This is a genomic window from Pseudarthrobacter humi, assembly GCF_024294965.1.
In the GTDB taxonomy this organism is placed as follows: domain Bacteria; phylum Actinomycetota; class Actinomycetes; order Actinomycetales; family Micrococcaceae; genus Arthrobacter; species Arthrobacter humi.
This window is the reverse complement of record NZ_JANCLV010000008.1, coordinates 106,689-119,619: the sequence shown is the minus strand read 5'-3', so window position 1 is coordinate 119,619 and position 12,931 is coordinate 106,689. Positions and strand designations below refer to the sequence as shown.

The 12,931-nt window shown below is 66.3% G+C and carries 13 protein-coding genes; 5 read left to right on the top strand and 8 right to left on the bottom strand.

Features of this window, described 5'->3' with window-relative positions; translation table 11 throughout:
• Positions 1–46 precede the first annotated feature (46 nt).
• A complete protein-coding gene (locus NFC73_RS13205; protein ID WP_254750884.1) occupies positions 47–493 on the bottom strand; it encodes a hypothetical protein in 447 nt (148 codons plus the stop codon).
• Positions 494–556: 63 nt separating this feature from the next.
• Complete coding sequence (locus NFC73_RS13200) at positions 557–2,149, bottom strand: fimbrial protein (RefSeq protein WP_254750882.1); 1,593 nt, start codon at positions 2,147–2,149, stop codon at positions 557–559.
• A 215-nt stretch (positions 2,150–2,364) separates the two neighbouring features.
• Between NFC73_RS13200 and NFC73_RS13195 the strand changes: the two genes are divergently transcribed.
• Positions 2,365–3,216, top strand: coding sequence for a DUF1206 domain-containing protein (locus tag NFC73_RS13195; protein ID WP_254750976.1), 852 nt, complete (start codon positions 2,365–2,367; stop codon positions 3,214–3,216).
• Between the two features lie 75 nt (positions 3,217–3,291).
• Positions 3,292–3,774, top strand: coding sequence for a type II toxin-antitoxin system RatA family toxin (locus NFC73_RS13190; RefSeq protein WP_254750880.1), 483 nt, complete (start codon positions 3,292–3,294; stop codon positions 3,772–3,774).
• Here NFC73_RS13190 and NFC73_RS13185 read toward each other — a convergent pair whose 3' ends face one another.
• Together NFC73_RS13185 and NFC73_RS13180 are read right to left on the bottom strand one after the other, a co-directional pair.
• Positions 3,775–4,440: an anti-sigma factor family protein gene (locus tag NFC73_RS13185; RefSeq protein WP_254750878.1), complete on the bottom strand. Its 666-nt coding sequence runs from the start codon at positions 4,438–4,440 to the stop codon at positions 3,775–3,777.
• The gene (locus NFC73_RS13180; RefSeq protein ID WP_254750876.1) at positions 4,437–4,937 is read right to left on the bottom strand and encodes a sigma-70 family RNA polymerase sigma factor; all 501 of its coding nucleotides are present in this window, start codon (positions 4,935–4,937) and stop codon (positions 4,437–4,439) included. The genes NFC73_RS13185 and NFC73_RS13180 overlap by 4 nt, the downstream gene beginning before the upstream one ends.
• Before the next feature lie 188 nt (positions 4,938–5,125).
• Between NFC73_RS13180 and NFC73_RS13175 the strand changes: the two genes are divergently transcribed.
• Positions 5,126–5,653, top strand: coding sequence for a COG4315 family predicted lipoprotein (locus NFC73_RS13175; RefSeq protein ID WP_254750874.1), 528 nt, complete (start codon positions 5,126–5,128; stop codon positions 5,651–5,653).
• 119 nt (positions 5,654–5,772) lie between these two features.
• Here NFC73_RS13175 and NFC73_RS13170 read toward each other — a convergent pair whose 3' ends face one another.
• The 3 genes from NFC73_RS13170 to NFC73_RS13160 form a co-directional block, all read right to left on the bottom strand.
• A complete protein-coding gene (locus tag NFC73_RS13170; RefSeq protein ID WP_254750872.1) occupies positions 5,773–6,612 on the bottom strand; it encodes a hypothetical protein in 840 nt (279 codons plus the stop codon).
• Positions 6,605–7,183, bottom strand: coding sequence for an RNA polymerase sigma factor (locus tag NFC73_RS13165; RefSeq protein WP_141138651.1), 579 nt, complete (start codon positions 7,181–7,183; stop codon positions 6,605–6,607). Before NFC73_RS13165 ends, NFC73_RS13170 begins: the two co-directional genes overlap by 8 nt.
• 154 nt (positions 7,184–7,337) lie before the next feature.
• The gene (locus NFC73_RS13160; protein ID WP_254750870.1) at positions 7,338–7,973 is read right to left on the bottom strand and encodes a protein tyrosine phosphatase; all 636 of its coding nucleotides are present in this window, start codon (positions 7,971–7,973) and stop codon (positions 7,338–7,340) included.
• 202 nt (positions 7,974–8,175) lie between these two features.
• Between NFC73_RS13160 and NFC73_RS13155 the strand changes: the two genes are divergently transcribed.
• Positions 8,176–8,325 (top strand): hypothetical protein, encoded by a 150-nt coding sequence (locus NFC73_RS13155; RefSeq protein ID WP_254750868.1) that lies wholly within the window; start codon positions 8,176–8,178, stop codon positions 8,323–8,325.
• 72 nt (positions 8,326–8,397) lie between these two features.
• Here NFC73_RS13155 and NFC73_RS13150 read toward each other — a convergent pair whose 3' ends face one another.
• Complete coding sequence (locus NFC73_RS13150; RefSeq protein ID WP_254750866.1) at positions 8,398–9,249, bottom strand: DMP19 family protein; 852 nt, start codon at positions 9,247–9,249, stop codon at positions 8,398–8,400.
• 192 nt (positions 9,250–9,441) lie between these two features.
• On the opposite strand from NFC73_RS13150, the gene NFC73_RS13145 reads away from it, so the two are divergent.
• Positions 9,442–12,909 (top strand): DEAD/DEAH box helicase, encoded by a 3,468-nt coding sequence (locus NFC73_RS13145; RefSeq protein WP_254750864.1) that lies wholly within the window; start codon positions 9,442–9,444, stop codon positions 12,907–12,909.
• Positions 12,910–12,931: the final 22 nt, after the last annotated feature.

Below are 12,931 nucleotides of genomic sequence, written 5' to 3'. Positions count from 1 at the left end.
TGCCGTTTTGAGCCGTCAAAACGACACTTAGTGCTACTTAGTGGGGTCAGTTCACGCTGATGGAGGCGACGATCTCCTTGAGCATCCCCAGCCGCGGCTCGATCTCCGGGTTCACGTACGGCCAGATCACCACAACACCGATGAAGCGGTTGTTCTCCCAAACACCCACAGTGGCCGCGACCCTCGCGGCGCCTGCCGGATCCGTGTATCCGACCACGACGGCGTACGAGGACTTACCGGGTACGTTCAGTTCGCCTTCGGTGAGGATGGTCCCGGCCCGGTCTTCAAGGTAGAAGCCTGACATCAGGTGTGCCCAGCCGTTAGCCTGCGCGGCGCCGGTCACGGAGATGTCGTCCTTGACGACCGTCACCAGGACACCGCCCAGCAGGCCATACTGCTCGGTGTTTGGCCCGGCGGCGGAGTCCTCCAGAACCTGGGTGTGCTCGGGGAAGTCTGCCGTGAATCCCAGCGGGGACTCGATATGAACTGACATGGTTGCTCCTTAGCGGTAAGTCTTGGCGGGGCTGGCTGGCACGTGCGGGTCCGGCACGGGACGTCAGAGCTTCTCGAGCTTGGTGTCGTTCGGGACCTTATAGTACGTGGACACGTTGGTGGTTGCCCTGTTCTCGGTTTTGACCTCCACCTCGCCGGCCTTGAGGTCAACGCCGAACTCGTTGGATGCCGTCACCACACTGTTCACCTGGACCGTGGCGGAACCTGCCGCGTAGAGCTTGGCGGCGTCGTGGCCGGCCGCAACCGTGTCTCCCAACGCCATATTGCGCATGTAGCTATCGATCACAGGCGCGTTCTCCGGCGAGTACTCAACGTTGATCTTCACGGTGCCCTGAGTGCCCACTGTCACGCTGGACTCAGCCTTTGCGCCCTGGAGGTCGGCAGCCGTGCTGGCGCCCGCCGCAACCGTGCCCTCCATGGATACGGCGACTGATTCCATGTTGCCGTTCTTATCCAGGTTCACTTCCAGGCCGCCCTTGCCCGAGGCCTCGAACACCTTGCCGTCAAGGTCCAGCTTGCCCTGGGCCGACACCTCGGCGCTGGCGGTGGCCGTGCCGTCCGTCAGGTTCCGCTCGTAGGCAAGATCCAGCTTCGCCGAGCCCGAAGCCGGGCCGGATTCACCTTTGGCTTCGAGGGAGAGGGTTCCCTTGGCTTTGTCGTCGTGGCCGGTGGAGCCGTTGTCGTCAGCAGCACCGTTGATGGTGTCCAGGATGTAGCCGGGCGGGTTGCCTGCCACGTCCTTGATCTCACCGACGCTGTCCGGCGGGAGATCCGTATAAATCTGGTTGCGGGCGGCCATGGCCTCCTCCACGCTGCCGAATTTGTACTCGCGCGAGGCCTCTCCGTTCAGCGTGACCCCTGCCGTGCCAGTGGTGTCGTTAACTCCTACGCCAACGTTCCCGTAGACCTTCAGCGTGGCCGAACCGTCTGCGTTCTCTACGACGACGGTGCCCACCTCCGCGCCGGCGTGGAACCAGGCAACCCGGGCATCAAGGGAGGCTTTGCCAGTCTCCGTGTAGACGGGAGTTTCTGTCTTGGCGAGTTCCCGGAGGTGGGCGCTCGCCTGATCCTGGGCGGACTGGGGAATCCCGCCATCCATCCTCATGAGGTCCTCGGCGAACGGGCCGTTCTCGTCTGCGCCTTCGATCAGGTATTTCCGGTCCGCTTCGGACAGGCTGGCCCACCACTTGGCCTGCTCCTCCGGGCTGGCCTTGAGCATGTCATCCATGCCTTGCTTCAGATCCTGGCGGTGGGCCTCAGCCGCTGCGGCCTTCGCTACCTGTTCCTCCAGCCAGTTCTGGGCGCGGCTGCCCAGGTCCTTGATTTTTTCCACGATGCTGGTCCCGCCACCGCCACTGCCGCCACCGCCGGTCGCGGCAGAGGACTGTGCCTGTTCGTTTGCGTGCTGCAGGAGCAGCTTGGAGTTGTGGCGGAGGCTGGATGCCACCCGCTCCAGGCTGGGACGGTGGTTGCCGGACCAGTCCTGCCGGAACAGCTCGCCGTCGGCACCCTTCCATGGCGCGGACTGGATCTGGCCCTGCAGGGAGCTGGCCCGGCTGCTGAGGAGCGCGGCCGCCTTGTCAACGGCCCTCGCCAGCTCCCGCAGCTGGCTGACGTCGGCGCCGTAAAAAGTCATGGTGTCTCCCCCGGAGAGTCTTAAGAGTTAGTTCTATCGCTGGACATATCGTCGCATGGTGGCCATTCTCCCGCGATGGGGAACACTCCCCATCGCCGGGTACACCAACGCCCACGCAGTTATTGTGGGTCCGCCGTGCGCACGAGTTGGTACTGTTCGCGGCCGGCTTCGCGTGGCACGATGGGGTTTGTGCGGGGGCACGCAAATCTGCGCCCCTGCGGTGCTGGCCCGAAGGAAGCGTTATCAAAAGAGAACTCAGGGACGCCGCAGGCGCGGCGGAGGACGTCACCAACTCACGGGCACTGGAGTTGCTGGCGAGGGTGGGTTTCGCGGTAAGCGGCCTATTGCACTTTCTGGTGGGCGCCATCGCAATCCGCCTCGCCATGGGCGGTTCGGGAAATGCTGACTTCAGCGGGGCTGTTTCCGAACTGGCCAGCCAGCCGGCCGGCCCGTTCCTCCTGTGGGCAAGCTTTGCCGCCTGCGCGGCCCTTGCCGTCTGGCAGGCCAGCGACGCCGTCTTCGACTACAACCGGCTGCCCACCAAGGACAAAGTCGCTAAGAAAGCCAAGGCGGCAGCGCAGGCCGTGGTGTTTGCCGGCCTCGCCGCGACACTGGCCAGCTTCGCCATGGGCACGGGGTCCGGAGGCGACAACCAGCAATCGGCGAGCGACCTCACCGTCGCCGTCATGAAGGCCCCCGGCGGCGTGGCACTGCTGGTCCTCGTGGGTCTGGGCATGGCCATCACCGGGATCATCTACGGCATCCGCGGCATCAAGAAGACCTTCGAGAAACACCTCACCATGCCCGTTTCCAACTCTGCCCGGACGGCCGTCTCAGCCTTGGGCGTGACCGGCTACGTCGCCAAGGGCATAGCCCTGCTGCTGACCGGGATGCTCATCACCATTGCCGCCCTGCAGGCCCATCCGGATGAATCCACAGGCCTGGACGGTGGGCTCAGGGCCCTGCGCGAACAGCCCTTCGGCGTGTACCTGCTGGCCGCGGTGGGCGCCGGCCTCATCTGCTACGGCGTGTTCATGGCAGTGCGGGCTCGCCTGGCCAAAATGTAGGGACGCCATCCCCGGGGCCCCACCTGGAACACCCGGCCCAACGCGGAACACCCGTCCTCCGGTTAGGGTGGGTCCATGCCCCAGGTACGCGCCGAACGCCTCATCCGCCTCGATCCGGAGACAGTCTTTGCGCTCTCCCAGACCACGGGTGCGTTCCGGCTCCAGTGGGACCCCTTCATTTGTGCCCAAGGTTTCCTGGACGGTGCAACGTCCGCCGGAAAGGGCGTCAGGACACGGACCGTGTCCCGCCTGGGCCTGGTGATGGTGAGCGAGTACGTTTCCTATGCGCCACCCAGGAACGTGGGTATGACCATGGTTTCAGGACCGTGGTTCTTCGGGAATTTCGGCGGCGGCTGGCGTTTCACCGCGGACGACGGCGGCACGCGCGCCGTCTGGAAGTACACCTTTTCGTGCCGCCCGGCCTGGTTGCGGCCGGTGGCGGAGCGCATGGGCGCCTGGCTCCTGGGCCGTGAGATCAATAAGAGGATCGAAGCGTTTGCCCGGGCATGCGAGGATCCGGCCCTGGTGGCCGAGTTCCGCGCCCTCACGGCACAATAATCACGGCACCGTAATCACAGCCACGGCGTGCTGGGTTTCATCCCGCAGTTCCAGGCTGGCGATGCTGGCCAGCTGAACAGGCGTGGCGCCTGTGACCCTCACCCTTCCGCTCGGCGTCGCGGTCCAGGCGCAGGCCCGGTCCTCGCCGCCGTCGCGGTCCCGGATCCAGAGCGAGAGGGTTCCGTCCAGCGGCAGTTTGCTGCCGTTCACGGCCAGCTCGGTGCCCCATGTTTTCCGGGCGAGGTCGATGCTGAACTGCAGGCCATTGCCGGACTGGACCGAGTAGCTGGCGTCCGGCGCTGGCGGCCGGCTGAGCAGCGGGGCTGCCGCTAGGCCCAACGCGAGGCACGCGGCGGCGACGGCACCCACCAACGCCACCCACCGCCGTCGTACTTTACGACGCCGGGCCGCCAGCTCATCGAGGACCCTGCGCGGCACGGAGCTGGCCGGCTCAGGGGCCACCCCGGGCCGAGCGCTCCCGGTCAGCGCCACCGCGTCCGGGACGGGAAGCGCGTCCAGCAGTGCCGGCAGGCTTTCAAGCTCGGCGAGTTCGGTCCGGCAGTCGGCGCAGTCCTCGAGGTGGGCTTCGAAACGTTGGGAATCCGCGGGGTCAAGCCCGCCGAGCACGTAGGCGCCCAGCAACTGGTGCAGCTCAGAGGCGTTCACCGCTCCACCCCCATCTCATCGAGGATGGTCCGCAACGCCCTGACGGCGTAATAGGCCCGGGACTTCACGGTTCCACTGGGGATGTTCAGCTGCACGGCGGCCTCGTTGACAGTGAAACGGCGGTAGTGGAGGGCCACAAGGACATCGCGGTGTTCGGTACTGAGCCGCAGCAGCGCCTCTTCCATCAGCACGCGGTTCAGGAGTTCATCCACGCGTTCCACGGCCTCGGCGGGATCGGCGAGTTCGCGTTCCATCACTTCGGCCGGGCGCCTTTGGGCTTTGCGGTAGTTGTCGATCATGATGTTCCGCGCTGTACGGAACAGGTAGCTGCGCAGGCTTCCGGTGATGTCCGGGGCCTGCTGCCAGACCCGCAGCACGGTCTCCTGGACCACGTCCTCTGCCAGCTGTGGGTCGCCCGAGGCGCTAAGGACAAAACGGCGCAGCGCGGAGCCGTGTTCGCGGTAGATCGCAGCCACCACGTCCTCGTCCAGCGGCATGCCGCCCTCCTGTCCCTGATCCGGCCTGCGGTGACAAATGCGTGACTACCGACGCTGAAGCTCGGTGCACTCATGCGATATAACGTCGGCGGACGGAAAACGGTTCACTGTGAACCATTCTTCACCCTGGTGCGTCGTACGGGTTAGCGTCCGGTGACCTACGCCGGGCCCCAGCCGAGGAGCCTCCCATGAAACAGCATTTGTGCACAGGTCTTGCCGCAGCGGCTCTTATAGCCGCACTTTCCGGCTGCGGCGGCAGCCCCGGAACAACCACAACCACTCCGGCGGCCACCAGCCCGGCCGCCACGTCCGCCGCCCCGGCCACCGGCTCCCCCACCGCAGCGGCCGCCGTCGACCTCAAGACAGCATCCTCCAGCGCCGGCAACATCGTGGTGGATGCCGCGGGCATGAGCGTCTATTTCTTCACCAAGGACGTGAAGGACTCCGGCACCAGCGCCTGCACGGGAGCGTGCCTGACGGCGTGGCCGCCGCTCCTCACCACCGCGGCCAAGCCTGCCGCCGAAGGCGTCACCGGCACGCTCGGGACAATCACGACGCCGGGCGGGGCCAAGCAGGTCACCCTGAACGGACTGCCGCTGTACTACTTCGCGCAGGACAAGAAGCCCGGCGACGTCATGGGGCAGGGCGTCAACGGCGTCTGGTACCTGGCCACCCCGGCCGGGGAAATGATCCCGAAAGCGGCGTCAGGCTACTGACCGTTCCTGCTACCGACAGTTCCGGCCACCGACAGTTCCGGGGCTTACGGATCAGGGGCTTACGGATCAGGGGCTTACGGATCGATTGCCCACGGACGTGCCGCCCACGGCTTGACCGCCTAAGGATGGAGGCCGGGCAGCGGGACTGGAGGCGTGGCCGGCAGGGGCAGAGCCGGGGGCTGCCCCTCGCCGTTCAGCGGCCCACCCGGCATACCCGGTGTGACGTTTTCGGGGAGGGGAAGGTCTGGCAGGGGCACTGCCGGCGCTGAACCTGAAGAGGCCGGAGCGGGCTGCGTGGCCTGGCTGGAAACGGATCCCGGTGCGGCCGAACCCGGCACAGTGTCAGCCGTCCCGGTGGGTCCTACGGCAGGGACGGCGGGCTGGCCCGGTCCCGGAGTCTCCACCGGCGCGGGCGCAGGCCCGCCGCCAACGGTGGACACGAAGGATGCAACTGCGTGGTTGACCTGGCCGATGGAATCCCTGATCCCCTGGTCGGAGGCCACGGCAACGGCGCCGCCGGCCGCCAGCGAGACGGCCACGGACAATGTAGTGAGGGTGATCCTGCGCTTGGCACGACGGCGGGCGGCAAGCTCGTCGGTGGCCGCCGTGACCTGGTCGGTTGCCTGGCCGGTTGCCGCCGCGGGGGCTACGGCGGGCTCTGACTGAGGGGATGCCGCCACCGCCAGGTGACGGGTCGCCGGGGCGTGGCTCGGTGCAGGCGTCGGGACAACAGTCTGTGTCACGGCAGGAGTCTGTGTCACCGCAGGAGTCTGTGTAACCGCAGGCCTCATGAGAGCGGCAACTGCGGCGGAAGGTACCGGCTGCTCTGCGGCGAGCGCCCGCAGCTCCAGCAGGACGGGGCGGAGGCCGCCGTCGTCGTCCAGCCCTGCCTCCAGCAGCAACCGGTCAACAGACGCGGCGTCGCGGGAACCGTTGCGTGAGCCTGCGGTGTCACTCATGATCTGCCTGGTTTCTTCTAAGAGTCTGGTCCTTGAGGTTTTGCAGTGCCCTGCGCTGCAGCTGCTTGATAGCGCCCTGGGACTTGCCCATGATGCCGGCCACCTGTTCGATGGAAAGGTCCGCCACCACCCGCAGTGCGAGCACCTCGCGGTGTTCATCGGCGAGGCCTTCAAGCAGCGCAGCCGCGCCGCCGCTGTGGCCCAGGGCGTGGTCCTCCGCTGACGCCGTGCTGCGTCCGTCCTGCAGGGGGTCGTACGGAGTGAAGTCCGGCCGGCGTTCAACCCGCCGGTAGTAATCCACCATCCGGGCGTGGGCGATGGAAAACACCAACGACTTGGCGCCCTGAAGCCCGCCGGTCAGCTCACCAATCTTGGGGAAAAACGCCAGGAACACATCCTGGGTGACAGCCTCGGGATCATCCACGCCACGGGCCTTGAGGTAACCCAGGACCGCTCCGGACAAGGTTCGATAGACAGCGCCGAAGAGCACAGCCGGATCAGCACCGGCTGTGTCTGCAAATGTATCTATGTCTTCTTCAGCCAAAGTGTCTAGCACCAGTGGCTCCTCCATCCCGGGCAGCGTAGTCGCTCTCCCGGTATTCGGCGCGGCGTGCTCCGCTGCTGTCGCTCAGCTGCGGTCGGTCAGCTATCTGGCTGCCATGTGGACTGCGGGAGTCCGCTCCGTCCGGAGCCGGTTCCCGCAGTCCACACTAGCTGAGCAGGTCCTAGTGGCCCGAAACGGCGGGAACGTCTACAACGTCGCCCGGCACGGCGGGAACGGAAGACTCGCCGTCGACACCCGGAACCGCCGGCACCGCGGGAACGGCAGGAACAGCAGGAACAGCAGGCAGCTCGGGGCGCTCAGCCTTGACGGCGGCAGAGCCCTCGCCAGCAGCGTCGGCGTCGGCAGACGCGGCACCCTTCGCAACAACATCGGCGCAGAAAGCGTCAACGTTGCCTTCGCCCTCGGCGGCGATGACCAGCGAGGAGAAGCCTTCGGAGGACGCGTTCAGTCCACCGTGGGTGAAAGCGGTGCAGAGGCCAAAGGCTGCGGCGCCAGCTGCGTCCACCGCGGTGCCGGCAGCGGCGGAGGCGTTGGCCTCGGCTGCGACCTCATCGTCGGAAACGGCTGCTTCGCCGGTTACTGCTGCATCACCGGAAGCGTTTGCGGAAGCCGACTCGGTGGCGTCAGCGGCCAGCTTGGGGGCCGGGGCGCCGAGAAGTTCGTGGGCGGTCTGCTGTGCGTCGGCCGGGAGGGCACCGGAAACAGCTGCGACGCCGGTTCCACCGACGGCCAGGGTGCCCGCTGCGAGTACTCCGGCGGCGATTTTGCTGGTGGCGAGAACAGTGAACAACGACATATGACACTCCAAAACCTAGAGAACAATTCAGATCCGGCTCCGTGAGGAACCTTTCACCCCCTACATCGCTGGCCGGACCGGGAAAGTTACGGCGCCTCCCGGATTCTTTTTCCAGGGCCCGGCTCCAGCCCATGGACCGCACTAGCATCGAGGCAGCGCGATCACTCCGGAGCAGCAGAAAACGGCCAAGACCTGGCAGACCATGGTGGACAGCAACAAAGCCCTGCTCCTGCGAAGGACGGGGCGAGGTCACCCGGACCACCACTACCGCCGTGGACGTCGCGCTGCGTCGGACCAGGCGGACGAGGAACTGCTGGAAATCCTCGCCAGGGCGCTGGACCAGAACACCTGACAGCTGGAACGGCGGCGGGCCGGGCCGCCGGAAAACTTCCGACGAACCCGGCCCGGGATCGTGGTGAGGGTCCTACGCGTCGATCATCTCGTCGTCGTCCGCTTCCTCGAACTCAACGGCGGCGACGATTTCCTGGGTCTCCGGGTTGATCATGAACGCCTCTTCGTCGTCCTCGACCATGATGAAGTCGCCGTGGTCCGTGGTGAAGTGCCAGGCCAGCGTCTTTTCGCCGTCGTGCATGTAGTTGGGGTCGCCCATGGTGATCTTCTGCAGCGCATAGCCGGCGATGTCGCACAGTTCGCGGATGATGACCTCGAAGTCCGGGGCGTCCTCCAGTGCTTCCTCGTCGGCGGCGGCCTGGCGTTCCTCGAGGTTGGGGATGAGCGCCACCTGACGCTCGATGTACGCGTCGAGTTCTTCTTCGTCGAGGACCAGCAGGCCCTCCTGGGACAGGAGCCAGGCGGCGTTGAGGGCCGTGATGTTTTCGGTTTCGAACAGTTCCTCGAACTCGCCGTCGAGCTCTTCGATGGTGCGGACGGCGTCGTTGGACTCTTCCTCAGTGTCCAGGTCGCCGTCGAGGTAGCGCTCTTCGTCTTCGTCGGACAACGCATCAAACGCCGCAACGGTCCGGTTGAAGAGCTCCAGGTGGGCGGTGGCGCCCATGCCGGCGAGGCCCACGCGGATGAGCGGGTCCACCTCGTCGCGGTCCGCGGTGAACACGTACTGGGCGAAGCCGCCCTCCAGGGACTGCGTGACGTAGAAGTCAACGTAGTAGCTGCCGAGCGCTGCGGGCGCGATCTCGCCGGCGTCGAGCAGTTTCCCGTACATGGCGTTCACCACGTAAACGTTGGCATCTACGACCTCCTCGCTGCCTGCATCGATGCTGGCCTTGGTCAGGACGACAGGGTTCTGGCTCATGGTCATGGGATTCCTCACTGCTGAATGCTTCGGTGCTGCTCAGGACACTTTCACGCTACGTCGGCGGGGGCGGCGCTGTGTTGAGGCGGAAGTGAACGTCAGGCGAAGTTTCAGGCTCCCGCCGGGCGAACTAAGATGAAGCAGATAACCTCCGATCGGACACGGCACCCCCGTGGCCAGCTGAAAGTAGCGCGCACCATGCCATCCCAACCGGACGAGAGTGCGGCACTGGCAATACAGACCCCCGCCATTAACGACCGCTCCCTCGCGGCCGGGTTGGCGTATGCCATGGGAAGCCGGGTTTCCGGAATGTCGTTCGACGCCGCCACCGGGCTGATGCTGGGCAAGGTCCGGGGAGGTGCCGACGTCCCTTACTCCACCACAGCCAAGCTGGTGCGGAAATCGGGCGGCTGGAGCTGCACTGTGGGTGTCTGCAGCTGCCCCGTCCGCAAGGACTGCAAGCATGTGGCCGCGCTGCTGTTCGCCGCCGAGGACAACCCGGCCATCCGCGTCCAGCTCCTGGCCCCGGCTGAAGTTTCCCGGCTTTCCCGCCAGCCCGCCAGCCTGGACCTGGCTGACTGGGAGCAGGCCCTCAGCCCGCTCATCTCGCAGCCGGGCATCACACAGTCCATCAGCGGCATCCCGCTGGCCCTCCAGTTCGAGATCGAGGAACCGGCGCCGCACTTCTCCTACACAGGCCGCCGCGACCCGCTCCGCAGCGTCCGCCAGCTCAAGGCCCGGCCCGTGATCATGGGCGCCAAGGGCAAGTGGATCCGCGGCGACGTCTCCTGGAACACCCTGAGCTACCTGAACTTCCGCCGCGAATGCAACGAGGCGCACATCGAGTGGATGCAGGCATTCCTGGCCGCCCACACCGCCGCCGCCAACCGGGTTCATAACTCCTCCGCGCTGTGGCTGGGACTGAACACGTTCGCCGGGAAGAACATGTGGAGCCTGCTCACCGACGCCAAAAAGATCGGCCTCGCCCTGGTCCACAGCCGCGGCACCGAGCCGGTGCGGCTCGCGGAGTCTCCCGCCGCCGTCGGGCTTAATCTGAGCCGTTACGGCTCACCCGTGGGTGGGGACGCCGCGGCTCCGGGCGCAACGCACGACGACGGCGGGCTGGAGCTCGCGCCCACCATCACCGTTGAGGGGGAAGACGTTGATCCGGCGTCGGTGGGGACCATCGGCCGCCCCGCGCACGGCATTTTCCTGACCACGGGCGGGGAGGCGTTGCCCGGGATTTCCGCGGACAATGTGATCACGCTGGCCCCGCTGGAAAGCGGGCTGAGCGAGGAACTGCTGACCTTCGTGACGGCCGGCAGCACCCTGCATATTCCGGCGAAGGACGAGACGCGCTTCCTCACCGGCTTCTACCCGAAGCTGAAGCAGGCTGCCCGGGTCACGGCGACGGATGAGTCCGTGGCGCTGCCCGCCCTGGCCCTCCCGACGCTCTCCCTGCTGGCCAATTACGGCGCGGACCACCGGGTCCGGCTGCACTGGGAATGGCACTACAAGTCCGGAACCCTGGTCACGGCCCAACCGCTGTGGCGGCACCCCGGCGACCACGGCTACCGCGACGACACCGCCGAGGCCCGCATCCTGGAGGGCATCGGCCAGCCGTGGAACGTTGTTCCGGCCCTGGGCGAATCGGCCACCGGCGGCTGGGGCACGCCCCGCCTGTCCGCGTCCGCCGAACTCAGCGGCCTGGACACCCTGGCCTTCACGGAAGACGTCCTGCCCGAGCTCCGGAACGCGCCGGACGTATCAGTGGACACTGCCGGCGACATCGCCGACTACCGCGAGGCCGAGGAAGCGCCGGTGGTTTCCATCTCCACCAAGGCCACCGAACAGCGCGACTGGTTCGACCTTGGCATCCAGATCTCTTTGGAGGGGCAGCCGGTTTCTTTTGCCGCCGTATTCTCCGCACTTGCCGCAGGCCAGACCAAGATGCTGCTGCCCAGCGGCGCCTACTTCTCGCTGGATTTGCCGGAACTGCACCAGCTGCGCGCCCTCATCGAAGAGGCCCGGTCGCTGCAGGACAACAAGGACGCACCGCTGCAGATCAGCCGTTTCCAGGCCGGGCTCTGGGACGAGCTCGCGCAGCTTGGCATTGTCGATGAACAGGCCGCCGCCTGGCGCGAGGCCGTGGGCGGGCTGCTCGAAGGCGGGATCAACGGGCTGCCGCTGCCTCCCTCGCTCAATGCGGAGCTGCGGCCGTACCAGCTCGAGGGCTACAACTGGCTCAGCTTCCTGTACCGGCACAGCCTCGGCGGGATCCTCGCCGACGACATGGGCCTGGGCAAGACCGTGCAGGCACTGGCCCTGATGTGCGCCGCGAAGGAGCAGGCTGCGTCTGTGCCTGAGGATGCTGATTCTGCCGGGGCGGAAGTTCCGGCGCCCGACGTTCCAGCGCCCGACGGCGTGACTCCCTTTTTGGTGGTGGCCCCCACCAGCGTCGTGGGCAACTGGGCGGCGGAAGCCGCACGCTTCGCTCCCGGCCTCACGGTCCGTATCGTGAGCGAAACCTTTGCCAAGAACAGCCAGGACGCGGCCGTTGAACTCGCCGGCGCGGACATCGTGATCACGTCCTACGCGCTGTTCCGGATCGACTATGACTCCTATGCCTCCAAGACCTGGGCCGGGCTGGTGCTGGATGAAGCCCAGTTTGTGAAGAACCACCAGTCCAAGGCCTACCAATGCGCCCGGAAGCTGCCCGCGGCGTTCAAGCTGGCCATCACCGGCACCCCGCTGGAGAACAACCTCATGGAGTTCTGGGCGCTGACGTCCATCGTGGCGCCGGGCCTGTTCTCCAGCCCCAAACGGTTCGCCGAGTACTACCAGAAGCCGGTGGAAAAGAACGGCGACAAGGGGCAGCTGGACAAGCTCCGCCGTCGGGTCCGTCCGCTGATGATGCGCCGCACCAAGGACCAGGTCATCCAGGACCTGCCGCCCAAGCAGGAGCAGATCCTGGAAGTGGTCCTGAACCCGCGGCACCAGAAGGTCTACCAGACACACCTGCAGCGTGAACGGCAGAAGATCCTCGGCCTGATCGAGGACGTGAACAAGAACCGCTTCACCATCTTCCAGTCCCTGACCCTGCTGCGTCAGCTCAGCCTGGACGCGTCGCTGGTGGATCCGTCGCTGTCCGGGGTCCGCTCTTCGAAGCTGGACGTGCTGTTCGAGCAGCTGGACGATCTGGTGGCGGAGGGCCACCGGGCGCTGATCTTCAGCCAGTTCACCGGGTTCCTGGGCAAAGTCCGCGAGCGGCTGGTGGAGGAGAAGATCGAGTTCTGCTATCTCGACGGCGGCACCCGGAACCGTACCGACGTCGTCAACGAATTCAAAAACGGCAGCGCACCGGTGTTCCTGATTTCGCTGAAGGCCGGCGGATTTGGCCTGAACCTGACCGAGGCCGACTACGTTTTCCTGCTGGATCCCTGGTGGAACCCCGCGTCCGAGGCGCAGGCCGTGGACCGGACGCACCGGATCGGGCAGGCCCGGAACGTGATGGTCTACCGGCTGGTGGCCAAGGACACGATCGAGGAAAAGGTCATGGCCCTGAAAGCCCGGAAGTCGCAGCTGTTCGCGGATGTGATGGAAGGCGACGCCCTGTCCAGCGGTTCGATCACGGCCGAGGACCTCGCGGGCCTGTTCAAGGACTGAGCTCTCGTTCGCGTCCCGGGGC